This window comes from Micromonospora sp. WMMD1219 (assembly GCF_049315215.1).
GTDB lineage: Bacteria > Actinomycetota > Actinomycetes > Mycobacteriales > Micromonosporaceae > Micromonospora > Micromonospora tulbaghiae.
In genome coordinates this window covers 3,018,198-3,042,759 of the sequence record NZ_CP186057.1, presented here as the reverse complement: position 1 = coordinate 3,042,759, position 24,562 = coordinate 3,018,198, and the positions used below count along the sequence as shown (strand labels likewise).

Below are 24,562 nucleotides of genomic sequence, written 5' to 3'. Positions count from 1 at the left end.
GTCAGGCGGTACGGGCCACCGGAGGCTCGCCGGCCGGCCCGACCGGGTCGCCGATCCGTTCCCCGGAGGGCTGCAGCATCGGCCAGCCCTCCGCCACGGTGGCCTCGCCGCGCCGGCCCACCTCGTCGAACTCGCGCATGCCGCGTACCAGCGCGGCCCGGCCCTCCGGGCTCATCCCGGCCAGGATCCGCTCCAGCCGGCGCCGCCGGTCGGCACGCAGCTCGGCGAGGAGCCGTAGGGCGGCGGGCGTGAGGTGCAGCGAGATCTCCCGCCGGTCGTAGCGGCCCGGCTCGCGCTCCAGCATCCCGGCCGCGACCAGCCGGTCGCACAGCCGGCTGGCGGAGGAGAGCAACATGTCGGTGAGCGTGGCGAGACGGCGGAGGTTGATGCCGTCATACTGCTCGACGACCATGATCGCGCGTAGCTGGGCACTCGACAGCCGGCTGGTGGTGCGCTCCCGGGCGGCCTCCCAGACGGCGAGCAAGGTGCCGGCCGCCTCGTCCAGGGCGGCGGACGTACTCGTTTCAGGTCCCCGGGGACCGCGCTCTTCGGTCATGGTGGGCCCGAGACTACTCCCCGGATCTGCCCGGCGACCTGTGCAAAGGAGCAAAGATGAGCGGAGCGGAGGGCCACGCGCGCCGGGTCCTGACCGAGGCGCCGACGGATCTCATCGTGGATCGGCTCGCCGCCGAGCTGGCGCGCACGTACGGCGTCACCCGCATCGAGCTCTACCAGGTCGACTACCGGCTCGCCGAGCTGCTGCCGCTGGGTGACGGCGCGGCGGTCACCGGTCCCGGCCACCCGGCCTGGCGCGCCTTCGACCACCAGGAGCCGGTGATCGCCGACGGCGTCGGCTGGTTCCCGGTGGGCATGCGCGGCGAACGCCGGGGCGTGCTCGAGGTCTCGCCGGTGCCCGCCGACCCGGACGCCCGCCGGGAGCTGGACACCATCGCCACGGTGCTCGGGCACGAGCTGAGCGCGGTCATGGCGACCACCGACATCTACCGGACGGCCCGGCGCAGCCGGCGGCTCACGCTGGCCGCCGAGATGCAGTGGGAGCTGCTGCCCGGGCGCAGCCGGATCCGCCCGTCTTTCAGCCTGGCCGGGCAGCTGGAGCCGGCGTACGCGGTGCGCGGGGACAGTTTCGACTGGTCCGACGACGGCCACCGGCTCTGGCTGGCGGTGCTGAACGGCTACGGCGAGGGGGTGGCCGCGGCGCTGCTCGCCTCGCTGGCCACGTACGCGCTGCGCAACGCGCGCCGGGCCGGGCTCGACCTGGCCGACCAGGCCGCGCTGGCCGACCAGGCGATCTACGCCCAGCACCGGGGCGAACAGCACGTCTCCGTGCTCCTGATCGAGCTGGACCTGGCCACCGGCGAGCTGACCGTGGTCGACGCCGGTTCGCCGCGGTTGCTGCGGCTGCGGGCCGGCGAGGTGACCGAGCAGGAGCTGGACAAGCAGTTCCCGCTCGGCATGTTCGAGGGCACCGACTACCGCCCGCAGCGGTTCCGCCTGGAGCGCGAGGACCGGCTCTTCGTGGTCAGCGATGGCGTGATCGAGGCCACCACCGAGCAGGTGCGCTACGGCGAGGTGGCGCTGGACCGGTTCCTGCGCCGGACCGGGCCGATGGAGCCGCTGGACGCGGTCCGGTCGCTGATCGGCGACCTGCGGGCCTTCGTCTCCGGTGACCTGGTGGACGACGCGGTGGTGGTCTGCCTGGACTGGCTGGGGCCGCAGCCCTGACCCGCCCCTCTCAGTACGCGCCGCGGCTGTTGACCACCGCGCCGAACGTCTTCCAGAGGATGGTCAGGTCGGCGGCCAGCGACCAGTTCTCCACGTAGTAGAGGTCCAGCCGGATGCCGTCCTCCCAGCTCAGGTCCGACCGGCCGCTGACCTGCCAGAGGCCGGTCATGCCGGGCTTGACCAGCAGCCGGCGTGCCACGTCGCCGTCGTACCTGGCCACCTCGGACGGCAGCGGCGGGCGCGGGCCGACCAGGCTCATCTGGCCGAGCAGCACGTTGACGAGCTGGGGCAGCTCGTCCAGCGACCACTTGCGCAGCAGCCGGCCGACCCGGGTGACGCGCGGGTCGTCGCGCATCTTGAACATCAGGCCGTCGGTCTCGTTGCGCGCGGCCAGCTCGGCGAGCAGGGCGTCGGCGTTGACCACCATGGTGCGGAACTTGAAGACGCCGAACTCCTCGCCGCCCTGGCCGACCCGGGTCTGCCGGAACAGCACCGGACCGCGGCTGTCGATCTTTATGGCGAGCGCGATCACGATCAGCAGCGGCGCCAGCACGAGCAGGGCGATCGACGAGATCGACCGGTCGACGAAGCCCTTGACCAGCTTGCGGGCGCCGCGGAACTCGGGCGCCTCGACGTGGATCAGCGGCAGGCCGGCGACCGGACGGGTGTGGATGCGGGGACCGGCCACGTCGGTCAGCGCCGGTGCCACCACCAGGTCGACGCCGGTGCCCTCCAGCTGCCAGCCGAGGCGGCGCAACCGGGTCGCGGTCAGCTCGCCCGAGGCGGTGACCGCCACCGTGTCGGCGCCGATGGCGGTGGCGGCCTCCGGGATGCCCCGGAAGCTGCCGACCACCGGCACGTCGCCCAGCCGCTGCGGCACCGGGGCGAGCAGCGCGTCCGGGATGCACGCGCCGACCACCTGATAGCCGGCGTACGGCTCCCGGCGCAGCGTGTGCACCAGCTCCAGCACGTGCGCGGTGTCGCCCACCACGAGCACCTTGCGGGACCAGCCGGCGCCCCGGTCGCGGGCCCGATGCAGCCGCTTGCGGGCCGCGAACCGCGCCACCTCCAGCCCGATCGTGCCGACGGCGAAGGAGATGGCCAGGAAGCCCCGGGAGACGCCGACGTCGGCGATGTACCCGGCGATGGCGATGCCGCCGGCGAGTCGCATGCTGGCCGCGCTGACCCGGCGGTACTCGTCGGCGCCGTAGCCGAGCACCTGGTCGTCGTAGCACCGCATCGCCTTGAGCGAGACGAGCCAGACCAGCAGCAGCACCGGGGCGACCACCACGTACGGGATCTCGGAACCGGTCGGCTCCTCGTCGCCGAACCGGGCCAGGTAACCGACCAGGATGGCCACCGCGAGCACGGCGGTGTCCAGCACCACCAGGACCCGGATGTAGGCCCGCTCCGCCGCTCGCGTCGTCTTGCCCGGGCGTTCACCACCGGGTCGCGACGACGTGGCAGGGGTCAACAGCGTCGCCGAGGTCACCGGCCCTCCCCACTTCGCTCAGGACCGCCCCGTCCCCACCCGGCTCCGGTGTGGAGCCCGCGGTCGAGGCACCCGGTCATCATGCCTGGACAATTATGGTTACCGATTGATTCGGACGCATTACCGTCAGTTCTCATCCCGTGTCTTGACCCGGGAAGCCTTCCGCCGTACCGGATTTCCGGTACGGCGGAAGACTAGCGCTGAGCTTCAGGTCAGCGGGGAGCGGGCGGCCGCAGCGCGATCGCCCGGAGGAAGATCTCGCCGATCTTGCTGGGGTCGGTGGTGACGAACGCGCCGCCGCCGGTGACCTTGGTGATCGACTCCAGCTCGGCCCGGTTCACCTCGGTGCCGATGCCGATGATGACGACCTGGACCGGCTGCTCGTCGTCCTTCAGCTTCTTCAGCTGGTCCAGCAGTTCCTTCTGCGAGATGCCGTTGTCGTCCTCGTTCTTGCCGTCGGTGAACAGCACGATCGAGTTGACCTTGCCCGGCTCCCAGTCCTGCTGCACCTTCTTGTACGCCGCGAGCATGGTGTCGTACAGGCCGGTGTTGCCGCTGGAGGGCTTGATCGAGGCCAGGCCGCGCTGCAGCGCGCCCCGGTTGCTGGACAGCGGCTTTATTCCGACCAGCTCGCTCCAGTCCTGCGAGCCCTGCAGGTTGGTGGAGAACGTCCAGAGGCCGATCGACCAGGAGTCGTCGAACAGCCCGAGGCCCTGGCTCGCGGCGGCCACCGTGACCTGCTCCCGGCTGGCGCCGTTGGCGGTCGCGACCGGCTTCTTCATCGAGCCGGAGACGTCGATGACGCAGAGCATCCGGCCGGACTGGGTGGCCACCGACCAGGTGGTGGTGGCGGTCGAGATGGCACCGGGGTCGAGGTCGGCCGCGCCGCCCTGGCCCGACGGCGGCACCTGACGCTCGCCGCCGTTGGCCGGGCTCGGCGCGCCGGTCGGCGCCTGGAAACCCCGGCCCCAGTTGCCGTCCGGCGCGCGCAGCGCCTGCGCGGCGAGCCGGTCCTTGAAGCCCGGCGTACGCAGCACCTCGAAGAGCACCTTGGCGGCGGACGCCTTGGCCGGCTCGATGCCGGGCAGCACCGCGAACGGGTAGTCCAGCGAGATCGGCGGCGGCTGCAGGTACAGCGCGGCGAGCCGGATCGGCGGCTTGGTGCTGTTGTAGGCGATCACGTCCTCCTCGGACAGCGCCGCCGCCCCCAGCCCGTTGGCGATCGCCGTCGGGTCGGACGAGCGCGGGAATCGCGCGAGGAGGTCCTGCCGCAGCGAGGACCGGTTGGTGGCGAGGGCCCGCAGCGCGCCGACCATCGCCTCCTGCGCCTTCGGCGAGCCGGACTCACCGGCGGAACTGGCCGCGGCGGTCAGCGACAGCAGGCCGGACAGGCCGGCCGCGTCCTGGGTCGGCTCGACGATCCCGGCCCGCAGCGGCTTGCTGGCGGTGACCTGGGTCAGCAGGTCCGACCAGCGGAGTTCCTTGTCCGGCCACCCTATGCGGGAGGCCACCGGCTCGGGCAGCGCCACCACGACCGGGCTGCGTGCGATGGACGCGCCGTTGGTCGGCGCGAACGCGCTGGCCCCGCCGCTCTTGAGCCGGACCAGCCAGGTCGAGGAGTCCGGCACCCAGACGTCGGGGGTGACGGCGGTGCCGCTGGCCTGCCCGACGCCGGCGAGCGTGGCACCGTGCTTGCTCGCCACCGCGGCGGCCACCTCGACCGGCTCGGCCGAGGAGACGTTGACCGCGATGCAGGTTCCGCCCACCGCGGCGCCGTCGGAGACCCACTGGTCGGCGGCGGCGCGCACCGCGGGGGCGATCTCCGGGGCGGTCGCCACCGACAGCTCGACGCGGCCCGAACAGTTCGGGCCGGCCAGCTGCTGGTAACCGAACCAGGAGCCGGCTACGACGGCGACCAGGGCGGCCGCCACGGCGGCGGCACCTGCTCCGCGGAGGTGAGAACGCATGCGATGGCGGCCAGACACGGTGACCATCTTGCGTACCTCGTGGGGTTACCACCACAACCGTTCGGACGAAAGTTACGCAGCAGAAACAGTTGATCAGCTAACCCATACGCTAAGTTACTGGTCAGTCATTTATGGTGAGGTCAATCCACTTCGGACTGTCACTTGGTGACCGTCCGGTCACGGTCGGACGCACGTCGGGCTCGCCATCGGCACCGGCTCCCCCACCGGCTCCGGCACCCCGCCGTCCGGATCGACCCGGAAGATCCTGATCATGTCGGCCCGCTCGTCGGCCACGTACAGGTGCTCCCCGGCGAACGCGAAGTGCCGCGGCCACTCGCCGCCGGTGTCAACCTCGGCCACCAGCTCCGGCGCCGGGCCGTCGAGCGCGAAGACGGAGATCGTGCCCACGCCGCGGTTGCCCACGTAGAGGAAACGCCCGCCCGGCCCGACAGTCACCTCGGAGGGCTGGACGTGCCCGGTCCGGCCGCTGGCGTCGACGCGCGTCCGCTGACGCGGCCCGTCCGGCGTCAGCTCGTACGCGGTGACCGTGGCGTCCAGCTCGCCGACGAGCCAGAGGCGCCGCCCGTCCGGGTGCCGGGCCAGGTGCCGGGGCCCGGTCCCGGGCGCCGTCCGCAGCCGGGGCTCCCGCTCGGTCAACCGGCCGGTGCCGGCGTCGACCGCGTACCGGTAGACGGAGTCGGTGCCCAGGTCGACAGCGAGCAGCCCACCGCCGGCCGGGTCGGGCGAGACCATGTGGCAGTGCGCGTGCTCCTGCCGCTGCGGGTCGGCGCCGTGGCCGGAGTGCCGCACCAGGTCGGTGCGCTCCCCCGGCACGCCGTCGGCGTCCAGGCCGAACACCGCCACGCTGCCGCCGCCGTAGTTCGCCACGAACAGGTGCCGCCCGTCCGGTGCGACCGCCAGGTGGCACGGCTCCGCGCCGCCGGTCTCGCGGACACCGAGCGGCGCGAGGTCGCCGTCCGCCGCCACCCGGAACGCGCTCACCTGCCCGGCGGGCAGCTCGTTGCACGCGTACAGCACCGGCAGCGCCGGATGCCGCACCAGGAACGACGGCGACGGGGTGACCGCCACGACGCCCAGCGGGGTCAGTTCCCCGGTCGCCCGGTCCCGCCGGGCCGCCACGACGCCCTCGGCCCGCCCGCCCGTCTCCGCCGTGTAGCCGCCGATGTGGACGATCTCGTCCTGCCCGGTCACCGCACCCACCTCTCGTCGGTCCTGCCTGCGATCCAACCAGAGGCTTCCCGGTGGCGCGCCCGGTCGGTCCCACCAGGCCCGACGGATCGGGTACGGCGTGCTCAGCCCACCGGCACCGGCTCGCCGCGCTGCCGCGCCACGTGCTCGACGAGCGAGATCAGCACCAGCTTGCCGGACTGCCGGTCCCGGGCGTCGCAGAGCACCAGCGGGACGTCCGGGTCCAGGTCCAGCGCGTCGCGGACCGCCTCCAGGCCGAACCGGCGGGAACCCTCGAAGCAGTTGACGCCCACCACGAACGGGATGCCCCGCTGCTCGAAGTAGTCGATCGAGGGGAAGCAGTCGGCCAGCCGGCGGGTGTCGGCGAGCACCACCGCACCGAGCGCGCCGAAGGCCAGCTCGTCCCAGAGGAACCAGAACCGGTCCTGGCCCGGGGTGCCGAACAGATAGACCTGGAGGTCGTCGTTGATGGTGATCCGCCCGAAGTCCATCGCCACCGTCGTGGTCGACTTCTGCTCGACCCCGGAGACGTCGTCGGTGCCGAGCCCGGCACCGGTCAGGACCTCCTCGGTCTGCAACGGCCGGACCTCACTCAACGCGCTGACCAGCGTCGTCTTTCCGGCGCCGAAGCCGCCGGCGATGAGGATCTTCAAAGCCAGCGGCACTCGTGGCGCCTCCGGCTCCCGGTCATAGCGCACGGAGTCCACTGACCACCGCCTTGAGGATGTTGTCGTCGGGCAGGTACGCGGTGGCCGGTGGCCGGTGCACCGCGACGAGCCCATGGGCGAGGAGGTCGCCGAGCAGCACCCGGACCACGCCCACGGCGAGGTCAAGGTCGGCGGCGAGGTCGGCCACGGCCTTCGGCCGCCGGGCCAGCTCGATCAGGCGGCGGTGCTCCGGCTGGAGACCGGGCGTGCCGGCCGGGTCCGCGCCGGGGGCGGCGAGCACGAACGCCAGCAGGTCGAAGCCGTCGACGGGCGGGCGCACCCGGCCGCCGGTGAGCGTGTACGGGCGCACCACCGGGCCGGCGTCGGCGTCCAGCCACTCGTGCTGCGGCCCCGGCGACTCAGCGCGCATCGGTCCGCTCCCCCGCCACCCGGCTCGGCGCGGCCAGGTTCTCCCCGACCCGGATGACGAGCATCGCCATCTCGTACGCCACCAGGCCGATGTCGGCGTCGGCGTCGCTGGCCACCGCCAGGCAGGCGCCCTGCCCGGCGGCGGTCACGAACAGGTAGGCCGACTCCATCTCCACCACCGTCTGGCGGACCGCGCCGCCGCCCAGGTGCCGGGTGGCGCCCTTGGCCAGCCCGGAGAAGCCGGACGCCAGCGCGCAGAGGTGTTCCGCGTCGGTCCGGTCCTGGTCGGTGGAGGCGCCGAGCAGGAGCCCGTCCGCCGAGAGCACCACCGCCTGGCGGGCGGCGGGAACACGCTCCACCAGGTCGTCGAGCAGCCAGTCGAGATCGGCGTTCTGCCGCGTCGTGTGCACCACTAGGCGTCCCTCTCAGTCGCGGTTCGTTGGTCCGGCGCCGGCGGGGCGGGCTCCACGGCCGGCCCCGCGGTGGTGGACGGCGTACCGGTGTCGCGCGTTTCGCTGGCGGGGGTGGCCGGATCGGTTCCGGCGGCGCGGGAGCCGTCCCGGCGTCCGCGGGCAGTGCCGGCCTGCAACGCCGACATGGCCCGGCGGGCCTCCTCGGGGGTGCGGTGGGCCGGGGTGTCGGCGACGGCGGCGCGGGGACGGGCGGTCGCGCCGCGACGCCGGATCCGGCGGGGCAGCCCGTCGTCGTCGGCGGGCGGCTCCACCGTCGAGGCCCGCGCCGACTGCAGCGGGACGACTGTGCTCTCCGACCGGTCCCGGCCCGGCCGGACCGGGCGGACCGGCCGGGGCACGGTGGTCAGCCGGGTCACCTTGGCCAGGCGCCGCCGTTCCGGCCCGGCGGAGGCGTCCGCACCCACCGGCGGCTCGTCGGTGATCAGTTCCGCCGGTACGAACACCGCTGCCACGATCCCGGCCGGGCGGGACGGCCGCAGCTCCACCCGGACGCCGTGCCGGGCGGCCAGTCGCGCCACCACGAACAGCCCCAGCCGTGCGCTGCCGGCCGGGTCGAACTCCGGTGGCTCGGCCAGCTTGCGGTTGGCCTCGGCCAGGGCCGGCGCGGACATGCCCAGCCCCCGGTCGAGGATCTCGATGGTGTAGCCGCCCGGGACGCTGCGGCCGGTGACGTCCACCCGGGTGCCGGGCGGGGAGAACGTGGTCGCGTTCTCGATCAGCTCGGCGAGCAGGTGGATCACGTCGCCGACGGCGCGGCCGAGCACCCCGGCCGGCGCCACCTCGCCCACGTCGACCCGGTCGTACGCCTCGACCTCGGAGATCGCGCCGCGCATCACGTCGACAGCGGCGACCGGGCGGCGCCAGCCCCGTCCGGGCGCGGCCCCGGCGAGGATGACCAGGTCCTCGGCGTGCCGCCGCAGCCGCGTCGCCAGGTGGTCGACCTGGAACAGCCCAGCCAGCTCGTCCGGGTCCTCGGTACGCCGTTCCAGCCGGTCCAGCAGCGCCAGCTGCCGGTGCACCAGCCCCTGGCTGCGGCGGGCCAGGTTGAGGATCACCTCGTTGAAGCCCCGGCGTAGCGTCACCTCGTCGACGGCGGCCCGGACCGCGGTCCGGCGCACCTCGTTGAAGGCGCGCGCCACCTGGCCGATCTCGTCGCCGCCGTGGTCCAGCTCGGGCGCCTCCCTGGCCACGTCGACCTCCTCGCCCCGGCGCAGCCGCGCGACCACGTCGGGCAGCCAGCGTTCCGCCACCTCGGTCGCGGCGGCGCGCACGCCGGTCAGCCGCTGCGCCAGCGACCGGCCGACCCGCAGCGCCACCAGTACGCACACCACGATCGCGATCAGGCCCAGCACACCGGCGGCGGCGAGCTGGACGAGGATCCGGGTGGCCATCGGCACGGACCGCTCGGCGAGGGCGTCCGCGCCGCGCAGCTCGAAGTCGCGCAGGCTCTGCCACACCTCGGCGTGGCCGGTCTCCCACGCCCGCATGTCGAACCGGGCGGGCAGCCCGGGCGAGCGGATCAGGCTGTCCTGGAGCGCGCGCAGCCGGAGGAACCCGGCGCCCTCGGTCATCCGCTGGTACGCGGTCCGCTCCCCGGGCGGCAGGTCGGCGACCGCGATCTCGGCGAGGAAGCGCTGGTTCTCGATTGTGCGTACGAGTTGCTCGTGCTCGCCCTCGGCGTACCGGCCCGCGGTGACGGCGCCGGCCAGCAGCGCGTCGGCCTGCCCGAGCAACTCCCGGGAGCGGCCCAGCGCGGTCAGCGCGGTGGCCTCCCGGTTGAGCTGCGCGTCGGGCAGCGCGGCCATGGCGCCGAACGCCTGGAACGCCGAGCCGATCATTCCGCTGTAGAGGCCGACGGCACCGGCCCGGTCGACCTTCCGGTCGTCGATGAACACCCGCCCGGCGGGCAGCGCGTCGAGCGCCGAGACGAGTTGGTCGAGCCGGTTGTCGAGCTGGGCGTCGGCGACGTCGCGCAGGTCCCCGCCGTCGACCTTGCGGCGCAGCTCGACGATCGCGTCGTCGGTGCGTACCCGCTGCTCGGTCAGCTCGGGGAGGGCGCGGTCGCCGGCGAGCTGGACCACCGACAGCCGCCGCTCGCGTTGCAGCTCGGCCACCACGGCCTCGCCGGGACGGCCCAGGTCGTAGAGGAGGGTACGCGCGGAGAGCAGGTCGAGTGCGGGCCCGAAGGTGAGCGTGGTGGCGAAGATCCACAACGCCAGCAGCCCGGTCACCGGGCCGATGACCAGCGCGGTCAGCTTGGCGCGGATCGGCCAGTCACGGGTGTTCAATCAGACCTCGCCCGGGAAGGTGTCGCTCGGTGGCGCCGGCAGCGGCCGCCGTTTCGCCGGCCACGACGCCGGGCCCCGGCCCGGACGCCTTGGGCAGGATACGTAATCCGGGGCGGATGCACTACCGGCCGTCTCGGCTCTCACTACGGTCCGAGACGGGCACGACGGGCTCAGTCGGACACCGCTGCGGCACCGGACGGCGGTCGCGGCAGCGCGCCTTTTTCCCGGCCGGGGCGGAAAGTGCCGCACAACGGGATTGGCGATCACCCGCACGAGGGAATACCAGCGTGCGAAGGAGGAGCCATGTCGTCCACCCAGGTAGTCGTCATAGTCATCGTCGTCGCCGTCATCGCCGCGCTCGTCGCGGTAGCCGTGGTCGCCAGCCGCCGCCGGGCGCTGCGGGAACGTTTCGGCCCCGAGTACGACCGGGCCGTCGCCGAGCAGGACAGCCGCAGCGCCGCCGAGCGTGAGCTGCGGGAACGCGAGCGCCGGCACGCCGAGCTGGAGCTGACCCCGCTGAGCCCGGAGTCCCGGGCCCGCTACGCCGCCGCCTGGGAGGAACTCCAGGTGCGCTTCGTCGACTCCCCCGCGGAGACCGTCGGCGAGGCCGACGAGCTGGTCAGCAGCCTGATCGCCGAGCGCGGATACCCCACCGGGGACTTCTCGGACCAGATCGCCCACCTCTCCGTCGAGCACGCCCGCACGCTCACCCACTACCGCGACGCCCACGAGATCCGGCAGCGCAACGAGCGCGGTGAGGCCGGCACCGAGGACCTCCGGCAGGCGCTCGTGCACTACCGGGCCCTCTTCGCCGACCTGCTCGGCGAGGACCCGGTGCACACCTCCACGCAGCAGCCGGAGCAGCGCCACCCCGACCACGACCACGACCACGACGTCCCGAGCCGCTGAGGAGGCCGCCGCCATGCGCCAGGAGGAACAGCAGGTCACGCAGGACCACCCCGAGGCCGTCCGGTCCGCACCGGTACCGGTGCCGCAGCCGGGCGAGCACACCGACGCCGACCGGCGCGACGCCGACCGGGCCGACGTGCCCGAGGACGCGCTGGACGACCGGGGCACCTTCGACGACCCGGCGGTCGCCGACCAGCGGCGTGACGCCGAGGTCGACGAGACCCGCGCCTACGACGCCGGGGAGCTGCGCGACGCGGCCGACCGGACCGACGACGACGGGCGGCCCCCGTTCCACGAGCCGGCGCCGCTGCCGACGGCGTTCGGCGCGGCCACGGTGGGCGACGCGGTCGCCGCCTCGGCCCTGGCGAGCGGCCGCCCGCAGGACGAGCGCGACGCGCGCGGCGAGGACACCGCTGCGCCGGGCGACGGCGCGCCGGGACGCACCGACCCGCTGGACGACGAGCGGGCCGACCCGACCGCCGGGGACCGCCTGCACGACCGGGACCGCTGGGACGCCGAGCACTCCGGCACCACCGACCAGGACGTCGACGGTGACGGCCGGGACGACACCGACGACCGCATCGACGGCGTCGTCCGGGACGACGCGGCGGCCGACGGCGCGGTCGGGTACGGCAGCGCCGAGCCGGGCCTGGTCGACCCGGACGCCGAGCCCGTCCCCGCCACCGACGACGCCGACCGGCGGCACGGGGTGGACACGGCCACCGCCGGCGCGGCGGCGGGCGCGGCAGCCGCCGGCACGGGCCTGGCCGGCGCGGCTCGGCCCGCACCCGGCGCGGTGCCGGCCGACGCGGCGACGCTGTTCGCGCCGGAGGCCGCCCAGGGCTTCCGGGACCGCTGGCGTGACGTGCAGCTGCGCTTCGTGGACGACCCGCGCGCCGCTGTCGGCGAGGCGGAGTCGCTGGTCGAGGAGGCGATCGAGGCGCTCTCCACGGCCCTGCGCGAGCAGCGCACCCGGCTCGGCGCCTGGCAGGAGTCCGGCTCCACCGACACCGAGCAGCTCCGGGTCGCCGTACGCGGCTACCGCGACTTCCTGGACCGCGTGCTCGGCCGCTGAGAACCCGTGACGAAGCCCCGGCCGGTGACTCGGCCGGGGCTTCCCCGTGCCCGGACCGAACAGCAGGTATGATACCTCGCAATCGGGGTACGTGCGGGCAGCGGTGCACACGAGGGGAGCACGGGCATGGGCGGTGGCGGCCTGCGGTTGAACATGAACGCCCTGGACTATCTGATCCTGGCGCTCTACTTCGTCACGGTGCTCGGCGTCGGTTTCGCCGCCCGGCGCGCGATCCGTACCAGCGTGGACTTCTTCCTCTCCGGCCGTTCGCTGCCCGCCTGGGTCACCGGCCTGGCGTTCGTCTCGGCGAACCTGGGCGCGCTGGAGATCATCGGCATGGCCGCCAACGGCGCCCAGTACGGCATCATGACCGTGCACTACTACTGGATCGGCGCCGTGCCGGCGATGGTCTTCCTCGGCATCGTGATGATGCCGTTCTACTACGGCTCCAAGGTCCGCAGCGTCCCCGAGTACCTGCGGCTGCGCTTCAACCGCCCCACCCACCTGCTCAACGCGATCAGCTTCGCGGTCGCGCAGGTGCTCATCGCGGGCGTGAACCTCTACGCGCTGGCCCTGATCATGCAGGCGCTGCTCGGCTGGCCGCTGTGGTTCGCGATCATCGTCGGCGCGGTGATCGTGCTGGCGTACATCACCGTCGGCGGGCTCTCCGGCGCGATCTACAACGAGGTGCTCCAGTTCTTCGTGATCATCGCCGGTCTGGTGCCGATCACGGTGATCGGACTGGTCAAGGTCGGCGGCGTCAGCGGCCTGATGGACGCGGTCCGCGACTCCAGACTCGGCGAGGCCGGACTGCACGCCTGGGAGGGCACCGGCAGCACCGACAACCCGCTCGGCGCGCACTGGCTGGGCATCGTGTTCGGCCTCGGCTTCGTGCTCTCCTTCGGCTACTGGACCACCAACTTCGCCGAGGTGCAGCGCGCGCTGTCCGCGCGGAACATGAGCGCCGCCCGGCGTACGCCGATCATCGCCGCGTACCCGAAGCTGCTCATCCCGGCGGTCACCGTGATCCCCGGCCTGATCGCCCTGGTCACGGTGAAGGGGCTGGGCGCCGACGAGGGCGACCTGGTCTACAACAACGCGATCCCGCTGCTCATGCGCGACCTGCTGCCCAACGGCGTCCTCGGCATCGCGGTCACCGGCCTGGTGGCCTCGTTCATGGCCGGCATGGCGGCGAACGTCAGCGGGTTCAACACCGTCTTCACGTACGACATCTGGCAGGCGTACTTCCGGCGGGACAAGCCGGACGAGTACTACGTCAAGGTGGGCCGGCTCGCCACCGTCGCCGCTGTGGTGATCGGCATCGGCACCGCGTTCATCGCGGCCGGGTTCAGCAACATCATGAACTACATCCAGGCGCTGTTCTCGGTCTTCAACGCGCCGCTGTTCGGCACGTTCATCATCGGCATGTTCTGGCGGCGGATGACGCCGCTGGCCGGGTTCTGGTCGCTGCTGTCCGGCACCGTCGTCGCGACCGCCACCTACCTGCTCTACAAGGGCGGCGTGATCAGCTTCAACTCGGACCTGGAGGAGAGCTTCTGGGGCGCGGGCCTGGCCTTCGCCACAGTCGCGGTGGTGGCCGCGATCATCACGCCGCTGACCCGGCCGAAGACCGACCGGGAGCTGACCGGACTGGTGTACGGCCTCAGCGACACGACGCTCGCCGACGACTCGCTGGCCGGCGACACCGCCTGGTACCGCTCCCCGGTGCTGCTCGGCGTCGTCGCCGTGATCCTCGCCGCCCTGTTCTACATCCCGGTCTTCTAAAGGAGGGGACGCACGCCATGGCAGACAACGCGGACCGCCACTACCAGGGCGGCGAGGCGCACGACCCGCTGGTCGACGAGACCGAGGACGCCCGGGAGGAACGCTCCGCCGCGGCCCGGCTGTTCGACATCCGCCGGGTCATCGGCGGCCTGTTCGTGGTGTACGGGCTGATCGTGGGCCTGATGGGGCTGTTCGACACGTCCGCCGAGATCGACAAGGCGCAGGGCGTCCGGATCAACCTGTGGGCCGGCGCGGCGATGCTGGTGTTCGGCCTGCTGATGCTGCTGTGGCAGCGGCTGCGCCCGACCGAGGCGCCGGAGCCGCAGCGCGACGAGTCCTGACCCCCTCCGCCCGCATGGCGCGGCCCGCACCGGGTAGGCCACGGGGATCACGCGAAGGGACAGGAGGGCAGCAGCATGACCGATCGTGACCGCGGTGGCGAGCGGCCGCTGGAGGAGACCCCCGAGGTGGCCGCGGCGGTGGACGACGACAGCACGGTGCCCCAGTTGCGCAACAGCGGCACCGACCCGGACAACCCCACCTTCACCGAGCCCGACGGCGCGGTGCCGGACACCGGGTCGCCGAACCTCATCGGTGACCCGTACGCGGCCGGGACCGGCGCGACCGGCACCGGCACCGGTGCCGCACCGGACGACATCCGTACCGGCGCCGAGCAGCCCTGGGACCCGGCGGACCTGGTGCAGGCCCGGGGCCAGGACGTGACGCCGGAGAACCTGGAACGGGCCCGCCGCGACCTGGCCGAGCTGGGCCGGGCGGCGATCGAGCGCACCGTTCCCTGACACCGGAACGGCCGAGGGCCCCTGGCCGACGTGGGCGTCGACCAGGGGCCCGGGGAACCCGCGCGGCGGTGCCTCACTCCCGCCGCCGCGGGTGGTCCGGCCGCGACTCAGGAGAGCGGCGGGTACGCGTTCTGCATGAGCTGCTGGAACTGGGCCGGGAACCACGCGCCGGAGATCGGCGCGTCGGCCAGGGCGCCGGACATGTTGTTGCCGTTGCGGGCGTTACCGGTGTAGGTCGGGTCGCACATCCGGTCGAAGCCCTTGCCCTCGTTGTTCGGGATCTCCTTGCTGGAGCCGTCCGACTCACCCGGGGGCTTCACCCAGACGTAGGCGTCGATCCCGGTCTCCGGGTTGGCCCGCGGCCGCTCGCCGAGACCCGCGCCGGCCTGGTTGCACCAGTTGCCGGTGTGCAGGCGCCGGTCGACCCGGCCACCGTCGACGTAGGCGTCCACGCTGGTCGACGGGCCGGGGCCGGTCGGCCGGGCGGAGCCGCCCCAACCGTTGCGGGAGGTGTCGATCAGCATGCCGATGTTGCTGTCGAAGCCGACCGAGACCAGCTTCTGCCGGAACGCCTGGGCGAACGACAGCTCGTCGACGTACTGGTTCCAGTCGATCCACTTGGACTGCCGGACGGTCTGGCCGTTCACCGAGTCGGTGACCTTGACGTACGGCTCCTTCAGGGCGGAGTAGTTCGCCGTGTTGACGATGAAGCCCTGCACGTTGGCGACGGTGCTGCCGGACGCGACGGCGGCGGCCTTGAGCTGGTCGGCGACCGGGCCGAAGTTGCTGTCCCAGCCGATCCAGCCGTGGTGGGCGGCGTCGATGTAGTTGTAGACGTTGCCGATCGCACCCAGCTTCGCCAGGGCGTAGCCGACACCGTTCACGTACGCGCCGTTGGCCTTCACCGTGTCACACATGACCGTGCCGCCCGCGTTGCCCGAGGTGTTGGTCACCAGGTTGGGCAGCGAGTCGATCTCGATGATGTTGACGATGCGCAGGTTCCGGTACTTCGAGTCGCCCTGGATCGCGGCGATCGGGTCGATGTACTCGGCCTTGTAGCGGGGCAGCTCGTCCGGGCCCAGCTCACCGTTGGAGGCGAGCGCGGAGCAGTCGCGGCCGGGCAGGTTGTAGATGACGAACTGGATGTAGCCGGCGCCCTGGGCGACCGCGGCGTCCAGGTGGTCACGCACGCCCATCGCGCCGTTGGAGCTGCTGTCCGGCGTGCCGTTGATGGCGGCGATCCGGTCGATCCAGACCGCGGTCGGGTTGTTGGAGACCCGGCTGCCGCCGGACACCGACTCGGCCTTGGCCTTCCACTCGGGGTTCACGTACCCCTTCACACCGGCGTACGGGTTGTCGACCCGCTGCCCCGGCGGCGGAGTCGTGGGCGGCGGGGCCGTCGTGGGCGGCGGCGCCGTCGTCGGCGGCGTGCTGGTGGGCGGCGTGCTGGTCGGCGGCGTGCTCGTCGGCGGGGTGCTGGTGGACGGCGTGCCGCCGTTGCAGACCGTGCCGTTGAGCGTGAACTGGGTCGGCTTCGGGTTGCTGCCGCTCCAGGAGCCGTTGAAGCCGATGGTGGTGCTGGCGCCGCTGGCGAGCGACCCGTTGTACGACTCGTTCTGCGCGGTGACGTTCTGGCCGCTCTGGGACCACCGCGCGGACCAGCCGTTCACCACCCGCTGCGAGCTGTTCGGGAAGGTGAAGCCGAGGCTCCACGAGCTGAGCGCGTCACCGATGTTCTTGATGGTCACGTTGCCGGTGAATCCACCGGGCCAGTCGCTGGTCGTATAGGTCACGCTGCACTGGGTGGCGGCCTGCGCCGCGGTGACCGGGAGGGTCACCAGTCCACCGGCTACCAGGACGCCGGCGCCGGTGAGCGCAAGCGTCCGGTTCCGGCCGGACAGCCTTCTCCACAGATTCATGCCACTGATCTCCTTGGGCGAGACCGGATCCGCGTACGGCCCGGCGCAAATGGCGGCGGCGGTCGTCCTGCGGGGACGGCCGTGCGCGCCAGGGGGTTCTTCGGGGGACGCCCGACCCGGACGGGCGCTTGGGGGTGGTGGTGCCGACCGGTCCGCAGGACCGGCCGATGGAGCCGACGTCGGCCGGTTGGTGCCGGCTGCCCTCGACGTCTGAGCTCGCGGTGTGGCTCCCCGAACCGCGTGCAGCGATTCTTGCATGGGAGCGCTTCCATGGCAATGCCTCGATACGCCCGCCACCCACCCTACCGCCGCGCCCGCCGGCACCCGCCCGGACGGATCGCCATGAGGTGCCGAAACGGCGCGAAGGCTCCCACCGCGTTCCCCCCAGCGGTGCCGAAGGGTGCCCGATCGGCGCGCGGTGTCGCGGAGAACGCGGACCGCCCGAACATCGGCATATCCCTAAAAGCGAAACTTTCCCCGGATAAGTCGCGAAAAGGTCTAACGTCGGCCTTAGCTCGACTGACGTCGGGCTCAGGACGAACAGGGATGGAGACGCTGGTCATGGCTAAGAAGATGCTCGGGAAGGTGGTCGCGGGCGCCGCCCTCGGCGGAGCCGGCCTTCTCGCGTTCACCCCGGGAATGGCCTACGCGGGCGGGCACGACGAGGGCAAGGTCATCGCCAAGCCCCACGTGGTGAAGGCGGGGGACACCGTCGAGCTGCTCGCGATCTGCTCCGAGCCGCAGAAGCACGCCACCGTCTGGTCGAAGGTGACCGGCAAGGTCGACCTGCACCCGGCCCGCGACGGCGAGCACGGCGACTGGGCCGACCGGGGTGGCGACCAGGACTGGGGCTGGGACGACAAGGGCTCGGACGGCAAGGACGACCACGGCAAGGACGACCACGGCAAGGGCCCCGACGGCAAGGACGAACACGGCAAGGGTCCGGACGGCCGCGGCGAGCCCGGCGGGGACGGGCACGGCCCGGACGGCAACGGGCCGGGTGGCAATGGGCCGGGTGGCAACGGTCCCGGCGGCAATGGGCCGGGTGGCAACGGGCCGGGCGGGAACGGTCCCGGTGGCGACGGCATGCCGCAGCCGCCGGCGAACCAGCCCCAGCCGCCGGCCGACCAGCCGGGAGGACAGCCGCAGCCGGGCGGCGCGGGCGCCGGCGCTGCTGTCGACCCGGGCGACTGGCAGGGGCACGACGAGTACGGCCAGGACGCCGAGCCGGGCTGGGAGAAGGAGCAGCGGGGCGCGCCGGACTGGACCAAGGACGCGCACGGCCCCGACGGCAAGGACCGGTACGGCAAGGACGCCAAGGACGAGCACGGCAAGGACGACCGTGGCGGCCGGCCGGACGACAAGGGCAAGGACGCCAAGGACGAGCACGGGTCCTGGCAGGACGACAAGGGCAAGGACGGCAAGAACGAGCACGGCTCCTGGCAGGACGGCAAGGACGACTGGCAGGGCGGCAAGGACGACTGGCAGGCGAGCGGAGGCGCCTGGCAGGACGACAAGGGCGACTACGGCAAGGACGCCGAGGGCGACTACGGCAAGGACGGCTGGGAGCACGGGAAGGACTTCGTCTACTACGGCGAGGCCACCGTCTCGCACGACGCCCGGCCGGGCCGCTACGAGCTGCGGGGCACCTGCGGTGAGGGCGAGCTGGTGGTCCTGCCGCGCGGTGGGGTCGACGGCGGTGACGGTGGCATGACGACCACCGGCGTGGACCGCGACCTCGCCACCGGTGGCGCGGGCATGATCGGCGCCGCGGCGCTGGGCGGCCTGGTGCTGCTGCGCCGGCGGCGGGCCGGTGGCGTGGTCTGACCGGACGACGACCCGGGCCGGCGGCCGTCACGGAAGTCCGTGGCGTGCCGTCGGCGCGGCCGTCGTCGTCCTGCTCGCCATGGCCGGGGCGGGTCTGATCGGCGCGTCCGTGCGCACCGTCCCGCCGCCGGCACCGCCGCAGCCGATCTCGCAGGCGGGCCCGGTCACCACCGGCCCGCAGACCGACCCGGACGGCACGTACGCCGACCCGGACGCGGAGGGGCAGGCGACACCGGACGCCGCCCGGCCCGTGCCCGGCAGCACCGGCCGACCGACGGCGGACGTCGCCGGGGGCGGCGTCGGCCCGGCGACACCGGGCCCACCGACGGGCGGCCCCGGCACCACCCCGGGCGCCCCGACGGCGACGAGCCCCGCCCCGGCTCCGCTCCCCCGGTCGGTGCCGGTCACCATCTCGATCCCCCGCATCGGGGTGCAGGCCCCGATCATGTCGCTCGGCACGAATCCCGACGGCACGGTCCAGGTGCCCCCGCTGGACCAGGCCATGAAGGCCGGCTGGTACTCCCCCGGCGCCAGCCCGGGCGAGTCCGGCAACGCGGTGATCGTGGGTCACGTCGACTCCGCCCAGCTCGGCCCGGCGGTGTTCTTCAACCTCGGCGCGCTGGTGCCCGGCGACACGATCGTGGTCGCCCGGCAGGACGGCTCGGCCGCCACGTTCACGGTGCGGGAGGTGGGGTCGTACCCGAAGACCGCCTTTCCCGCCGCGCAGGTCTACGGCCCGTCGGACGTCCCCGCCCTGCGCGTGGTGACCTGCGGCGGGGTGTTCGACAAGACGGCCGGGAGCTACCTGAACAACATCGTCGTCTACGCGGCGATGACGAGCTGAGGGCGGGAACGGCAGTGGCCCGGTGGTCGGGGAACCGACCACCGGGCCACGCGCGTCGGAGCGGTCAGGCCGCCGCCGAGGTCCGGACCAGGGTACGGATCTGGCGCAGCAGCACCGACAGCGCGGACAGGTCGGCGCGGGACTCGTCGAACTCCCCCATCGCCCGGTGCGCCCGGTGGATCGAGGTGGCGTTCGCCTGCTCCCACTCCTGCACCCGCTCCACCGGCGGCACGTCCTCCGGCGTGGACCCGAGCACCTCCGCGGTGAGCGCGGCGAGCGCGGCGTACAGGTCGTAGCGCAGCGCCATCCGGGCCAGGGTCTGCCACCGGTCCTCGCGTGGCAGCAGGGAGATCTTCGACAGCAGCGCGTCGACCCGGAACCGGTCGGAGAGCACGAAGTAGACCGAGGCCACCTCGCTCACGTCCCGCCCGGTCGCCTGCGCCGTCTCGACGATGTCGAGCAGGCCGAAGCTGTACATCAGGCGGGTCGCCTGCTCGGCCAGGTCACGCGGCAGCCCGCGGCCGACCAGCGACTCGATGTGCGCCGCGATGGCCTCCCGCTCGGTGCCCCAGAACCGGTGCTCCAGGTCCGGCAGGAGCCGGGCCACACCGTCGCGCAGCCGGGCGATCTCCGCCGGCACGTCGATCGGCGAGCGCCGGTTGGTGACCAGCCAGCGCACCGCGCGGTCGAGCAGCCGCCGGGTGTCCAGGTAGACCGCCGTCTGCAACTCGGGCGAGACCTTGTTGTCCAGCGCCTCGACGGCGTCCCACAGGTCACGCAGGCCGAACACCTCGCGGACCACCACGTACGCCCGGAGCACGTCCGCCGCGGAGGCGGCCGTCTCCTCGACCACCCGGAAGACGAACGAGATGCCGCCCCGGTTGATCGCCTCGTTGACCAGGACCGTGGTGACGATGTCCCGGCGCAGCCGGTGCCGGCCCATCCGGTCGGCGAAGCGCTGCCGCAGCGGCGTCGGGAAGTAGTTGACCAGGACGTCGGTCGTCCACTCCTCGTCCGCCAGGCCCTCGCCGACGATCTCGCGCTCCAGCACGATCTTGACGTACGCGAGCAGCACCGCGAACTCCGGCGCGGTCAGGCCGCTCTCGGTGCGGACCGCCAGTTCCTCGTCCGAGGGCAACGCCTCCAGCGACCGGTTCAACGCGCCGGACCGCTCCAGCTCGTTGATCATCCGCCGGTGCACCGGGAGCAACGAGGCGGCCTGGGCCTGGGCGTTGTTGAGCGCCCGCGCCTGGTCGTAGTTGTCCCGCAGCACCAGATCGGCGACCTCGTCGGTCATCTGGGCCAGCAGCTCGTCGCGCTCCGGCCGGTCCAGCTCACCGTCGGCCACCGCCGTGTTGAGCAGGATCTTGATGTTGACCTCGTGGTCGGAGCAGTCCACACCGGCCGCGTTGTCGATGAAGTCGGTGTAGATGCGGCCGCCGGTCGAGGCGTACTCGATCCGGCCCTGCTGGGTGAAGCCCAGGTTGCCGCCCTCGCCGACCACCCGGCAGCGCAGGCCCTTGCCGTCCACCCGGATGGCGTCGTTGGACTTGTCCCCCACCTCGGCGTTGGTCTGGCTGGACGCCTTGACGTAGGTGCCGATGCCGCCGTTCCAGAACAGGTCGACCGGCGCGGTGAGGATCGCCTTCATCAGCTCCTGCGGGCTGAGCTGCGTGACGTCCTCGTCGAGGCCGAGAACCGCGCGGACCTGCGGCGAGACCGGCACCGACTTCGCCGTACGCGGGTAGACGCCGCCGCCTTCGGAGATCAGCTCGCGGTCGTAGTCCTCCCACGACGAGCGCGGCATGTCGAACAGCCGCTTGCGTTCCTCCCACGACCGGGCCGAATCCGGGTCCGGGTCGAGGAAGATGTGCCGGTGGTCGAACGCGGCCACCAGCCGGATGTGCCGCGACAGCAGCATCCCGTTGCCGAACACGTCGCCGGACATGTCGCCGACGCCGACCACTGTGAAGTCCTGCGTCTGGGTGTCGTGGCCCAGCTCCCGGAAGTGCCGCTTCACCGACTCCCAGGCGCCCCGGGCGGTGATGCCCATCTTCTTGTGGTCGTAGCCGGCCGAGCCGCCGGAGGCGAACGCGTCACCCAGCCAGAAGCTGTGCGCCTCGGAGATCTCGTTGGCGATGTCGGAGAACGTCGCGGTGCCCTTGTCGGCGGCGACCACCATGTACGGGTCGTCGCCGTCGTGCCGGACCACGTCCTCCGGCGGCACGATCTCGCCGCTGACGATGTTGTCGGTGACGTCGAGCAGCGCGGAGATGAACTCCTTGTAGCAGATCACCGCCTCGTCCCGGTCGCCCGGCTTCTGCTTGAGCACGAAGCCGCCCTTGGCGCCGACCGGCACGATCACCGCGTTCTTCACCATCTGCGCCTTGACCAGGCCGAGCACCTCGGTCCGGAAGTCCTCGCGCCGGTCGGACCAGCGCAGGCCGCCGCGGGCCACCGGCCCGTACCGCAGGTGCACGCCCTCGAACCGGGGCGAGTAGACGAAGATCTCGAACTTGGGCCGCGGCGCCGGCAGGTCCGGGATGGCCTGCGGGTCCAGCTTGAACGCCACGTACGCCTTGGGCCGCCCGCCCACCGGCTTCTGGTAGAAGCTGGTGCGCAGCGTGGCCTGGATCAGCGTGAGGTAGGCCCGCAGGATGCGGTCCTGGTCGAGGCTGGCCACCTCGTCCAGCGCCTCGCCGATCGCGTCGACCAGCTCGCCGCTGCGCTGCCGCCGCTCGTCGAGCGTGGTCGCGCCCGGAGCGAACCGGGTCTCGAACAGCTTCACCAGCAGTTCGGCGATCTGCGGGTACGCGATGAACGTCTGCTCCATGTACTCCTGGGAGAACACGGTTCCGGCCTGCCGCAGGTACTTCGCGTACGCGCGCAGCACGACGACCTGCCGCCAGGTGAGCCCGGCCCGCAGCACCAGCTCGTTGAAGCCGTCCACCTCGGCCTCGCCCCGCCAGGCGGCGGCGAAGGCGTTCTCCACGTGCGGGCGCACCTCGGCCAGGTCCTGGTGCCGCTCGGGCAGCTCCAGACCGAAGTCGTAGAGCCAGATCCGGCCGTCGACGCGCTCCACCTCGTACGGGTGCTCGTCGACCACCTTCACGCCGAGCGAGTGCAGCACCGGCAGCACGGCGGAGAGCATCATCGGCTCGCCGTACCGGTAGACCTTGAACCGGACGTCCATCGCGTCGTCGGCGTCGGCGGCGCGGGCGGCGTACGGACGCGGCGGCGCCTGCTTGCGGAACAGGTGCATCTCCAGCTGGCCGGGCTCCTCCAGCAGCTCCAGCTTCGCCAGGTCCTTCATCGCCTCGTACGGCGTGTGCCCGTCCTTGTAGCCCTCCGGGAACGCGTCGGCGTACCGGGCGAACAGGTGCTTGGCCTGCTCGTCGCCGAGCTTGCGTTCGAGCACCAGCCGGTAGTCGTCGTCCCAGAGCCGGGTCGCGTCGGCCAGTTCCTCGGCGAGCAGGTCGGCGTCGATGTCGCCGGGCGGGTTGTTCGGGTCGGTACGCACGATGAAGTGCACCCGGGCCAGCATCGACTCGGTCACCCGCGTGGTGTAGTCGACGCCGACGCCGTTCAGCTCGCGCAGCAGGATGTCCTGCATGCGCAGCCGGTTCTGCGTGGTGAACCGGTCCCGCGGCAGGTAGATCAGGCAGGAGATGAACCGCCCGTACGCGTCGCGGCGCAGGAACACCCGCAGCTGCCGGCGGCCCGCCATCCGCAGCACGCCGATCACCGCGTGGTAGAGGTCGTCGGTCTTGATCTGGAACAGCTCGTCGCGCGGGTAGGTCTCCAGGATCTGCAACAGGTCCTTGCCGGAGTGGCTGCGCAGGCTCAGGCCCGAGCGGTCGAGCACCTCGGCGACCTTCCGCCGCACCACCGGCAGCTCCTGCACGCTGGTCCGGTACGCGGCGGTGGAGAACAGGCCCAGGAAACGCCGCTCCCCGACCACCTCGCCGGCCTCGTTGAAGATCTTGAAGCCGATGTAGTCGAGGTACGCCGAGCGGTGCACCGTGGCACGCGAGTTGGCCTTGGTGATGATGAGCAGGCGCTTCTCCAGCACCTTCTCGTGCGCCTCGGGCGTCATCGAGTTCAGCGACCGGGCCTCCGGCGAGTCGGAGCGCAGGATGCCCAGCCCGGTGCCGAGCACCGCCTCCAGGGCCTGCCCGCCGCGCGCGCCGTCGGTGTGGACCAGGCGGTACTCCCGGTAGCCGAGGAACGTGAAGTGGTCGTGCGCCAGCCAGCGCAGCAGCTCCACCGAGTCGGTGATGTCCTTCTCCGGCACCGGCGGGCGGTTGTCCGACGTCCGGGCGGCGGCCAGCTCGTCGGCGAGCGCGAGGGCCCGCTGCCGCATCTTCGGCCAGTCCTCGACCGCCTCGCGCACGTCGGTGAGCACCCGCTGCAACTCACGGCGCAGCGTCTCCCGCTCGGCCGGGTCGCGGACCGGGTCGATCTCGATCCGCATCCAGCTCTCGACCAGGTCACCGGCGATGGCGTCGTCCGGTTCCACGTCCGCCGAGACCTCGGTGAGCCGGCCCAGCGGCTCGCGCCGCACCACGACCAGCGGGTGCACCAGCAGGTGCACGTCCAGGTGACGGGAGTTCAGCAGGGCGGTCACCGAGTCGACCAGGAACGGCATGTCGTCGGTGACGATCTCGACGACCGTGTGGTGCTGCTCGGCGTCCGGCTCGTGGATGCGGAGCTTCAGCTCGCCCGGCACCCGCTGCTGGGCCAGGTCCCGGTGGGCCCGGGCCGCCTCCAGCATCTCCTCGGCGGTGAAGCCGATCAGCTCCTCGTCCGGCGCGAACCGCCAGAAGCGGTCCACCAGTGTGGCCGCGTCGTGGTCGTCGCCGGCCAGCGCGACCGCCTGGGCGACCAGCCGCTCCGCGTTGGGAACGGGCTCGTCCAGCTCGGCGTCCTCCGACTCGTCGGCCAGTGCCTGCGCAGGCAGGCCCAGGTCGTAGAGGGTGTCGATGCTGGAACCGGTCATCCCGGTCACTCCTGTGTCGAGACGGCTGAAACCGTCTCCGTCGGTCGCCGAATCGAAGCTGTCGTCGTCCCGGCCGGTGTCAGCCTGCCGGAGGTCGGGTCCCGGTTTGATCGCCGGACGCCGGTCCATCGGTGCCACTCCCCTCGACCCACCGCG

General features: G+C 72.7%; 18 protein-coding genes. 8 read left to right on the top strand and 10 right to left on the bottom strand.

Annotated features, from left to right (window positions below):
- Position 1: 1 nt before the first annotated feature.
- Positions 2-556, bottom strand: coding sequence for a MarR family winged helix-turn-helix transcriptional regulator (locus tag ACN27C_RS14675; RefSeq protein ID WP_120573475.1), 555 nt, complete (start codon positions 554-556; stop codon positions 2-4).
- A gap of 56 nt (positions 557-612) precedes the next feature.
- On the opposite strand from ACN27C_RS14675, the gene ACN27C_RS14670 reads away from it, so the two are divergent.
- Positions 613-1,743 (top strand): PP2C family protein-serine/threonine phosphatase, encoded by a 1,131-nt coding sequence (locus ACN27C_RS14670; RefSeq protein WP_422751402.1) that lies wholly within the window; start codon positions 613-615, stop codon positions 1,741-1,743.
- A 10-nt stretch (positions 1,744-1,753) separates the two neighbouring features.
- On the opposite strand, the gene ACN27C_RS14665 is transcribed toward ACN27C_RS14670, so the two are convergent.
- The 7 genes from ACN27C_RS14665 to ACN27C_RS14635 form a co-directional block, all read right to left on the bottom strand.
- Positions 1,754-3,235 (bottom strand): sugar transferase, encoded by a 1,482-nt coding sequence (locus ACN27C_RS14665; protein WP_120573473.1) that lies wholly within the window; start codon positions 3,233-3,235, stop codon positions 1,754-1,756.
- Positions 3,236-3,447: 212 nt separating this feature from the next.
- The gene (locus ACN27C_RS14660) at positions 3,448-5,202 is read right to left on the bottom strand and encodes a VWA domain-containing protein (RefSeq protein WP_262014066.1); all 1,755 of its coding nucleotides are present in this window, start codon (positions 5,200-5,202) and stop codon (positions 3,448-3,450) included.
- A 177-nt stretch (positions 5,203-5,379) separates the two neighbouring features.
- Positions 5,380-6,414, bottom strand: coding sequence for a lactonase family protein (locus ACN27C_RS14655; protein WP_422751401.1), 1,035 nt, complete (start codon positions 6,412-6,414; stop codon positions 5,380-5,382).
- Positions 6,415-6,515: 101 nt separating this feature from the next.
- Entirely contained in the window at positions 6,516-7,118 is a 603-nt protein-coding gene (locus ACN27C_RS14650) for a GTP-binding protein (RefSeq protein ID WP_262014064.1), read from the bottom strand.
- On the bottom strand, positions 7,099-7,488 hold the full coding sequence (locus tag ACN27C_RS14645) for a DUF742 domain-containing protein (RefSeq protein ID WP_091422853.1): 390 nt from the start codon (positions 7,486-7,488) through the stop codon (positions 7,099-7,101). The genes ACN27C_RS14650 and ACN27C_RS14645 overlap by 20 nt, the downstream gene beginning before the upstream one ends.
- Positions 7,478-7,900: a roadblock/LC7 domain-containing protein gene (locus ACN27C_RS14640; RefSeq protein ID WP_013288181.1), complete on the bottom strand. Its 423-nt coding sequence runs from the start codon at positions 7,898-7,900 to the stop codon at positions 7,478-7,480. Before ACN27C_RS14640 ends, ACN27C_RS14645 begins: the two co-directional genes overlap by 11 nt.
- On the bottom strand, positions 7,900-10,248 hold the full coding sequence (locus tag ACN27C_RS14635; RefSeq protein WP_422751400.1) for a nitrate- and nitrite sensing domain-containing protein: 2,349 nt from the start codon (positions 10,246-10,248) through the stop codon (positions 7,900-7,902). The genes ACN27C_RS14640 and ACN27C_RS14635 overlap by 1 nt, the downstream gene beginning before the upstream one ends.
- 303 nt (positions 10,249-10,551) lie before the next feature.
- Between ACN27C_RS14635 and ACN27C_RS14630 the strand changes: the two genes are divergently transcribed.
- The 5 genes from ACN27C_RS14630 (at position 10,552) to ACN27C_RS14610 (ending at position 14,817) form a co-directional block, all read left to right on the top strand.
- Positions 10,552-11,157: a hypothetical protein gene (locus tag ACN27C_RS14630; protein ID WP_120573468.1), complete on the top strand. Its 606-nt coding sequence runs from the start codon at positions 10,552-10,554 to the stop codon at positions 11,155-11,157.
- A 13-nt stretch (positions 11,158-11,170) separates the two neighbouring features.
- Positions 11,171-12,232 (top strand): hypothetical protein, encoded by a 1,062-nt coding sequence (locus ACN27C_RS14625; RefSeq protein WP_422751399.1) that lies wholly within the window; start codon positions 11,171-11,173, stop codon positions 12,230-12,232.
- Positions 12,233-12,358: 126 nt separating this feature from the next.
- On the top strand, positions 12,359-14,017 hold the full coding sequence (locus ACN27C_RS14620; protein ID WP_422751398.1) for a sodium:solute symporter family protein: 1,659 nt from the start codon (positions 12,359-12,361) through the stop codon (positions 14,015-14,017).
- A 17-nt stretch (positions 14,018-14,034) separates the two neighbouring features.
- The gene (locus tag ACN27C_RS14615) at positions 14,035-14,358 is read left to right on the top strand and encodes a hypothetical protein (protein WP_091422840.1); all 324 of its coding nucleotides are present in this window, start codon (positions 14,035-14,037) and stop codon (positions 14,356-14,358) included.
- 75 nt (positions 14,359-14,433) lie between these two features.
- On the top strand, positions 14,434-14,817 hold the full coding sequence (locus ACN27C_RS14610) for a hypothetical protein (RefSeq protein WP_422751397.1): 384 nt from the start codon (positions 14,434-14,436) through the stop codon (positions 14,815-14,817).
- 107 nt (positions 14,818-14,924) lie between these two features.
- On the opposite strand, the gene ACN27C_RS14605 is transcribed toward ACN27C_RS14610, so the two are convergent.
- Positions 14,925-16,736 (bottom strand): glycoside hydrolase family 6 protein, encoded by a 1,812-nt coding sequence (locus tag ACN27C_RS14605; protein WP_120573465.1) that lies wholly within the window; start codon positions 16,734-16,736, stop codon positions 14,925-14,927.
- A 546-nt stretch (positions 16,737-17,282) separates the two neighbouring features.
- Between ACN27C_RS14605 and ACN27C_RS14600 the strand changes: the two genes are divergently transcribed.
- Positions 17,283-18,563: a hypothetical protein gene (locus ACN27C_RS14600; protein WP_422751396.1), complete on the top strand. Its 1,281-nt coding sequence runs from the start codon at positions 17,283-17,285 to the stop codon at positions 18,561-18,563.
- Positions 18,564-18,642: 79 nt separating this feature from the next.
- On the top strand, positions 18,643-19,407 hold the full coding sequence (locus ACN27C_RS14595) for a class F sortase (RefSeq protein ID WP_422751624.1): 765 nt from the start codon (positions 18,643-18,645) through the stop codon (positions 19,405-19,407).
- Positions 19,408-19,471: 64 nt separating this feature from the next.
- Here the strand turns inward: ACN27C_RS14595 and ACN27C_RS14590 are convergent, their stop codons facing one another.
- The gene (locus tag ACN27C_RS14590) at positions 19,472-24,535 is read right to left on the bottom strand and encodes an NAD-glutamate dehydrogenase (protein ID WP_358174990.1); all 5,064 of its coding nucleotides are present in this window, start codon (positions 24,533-24,535) and stop codon (positions 19,472-19,474) included.
- Positions 24,536-24,562: the final 27 nt, after the last annotated feature.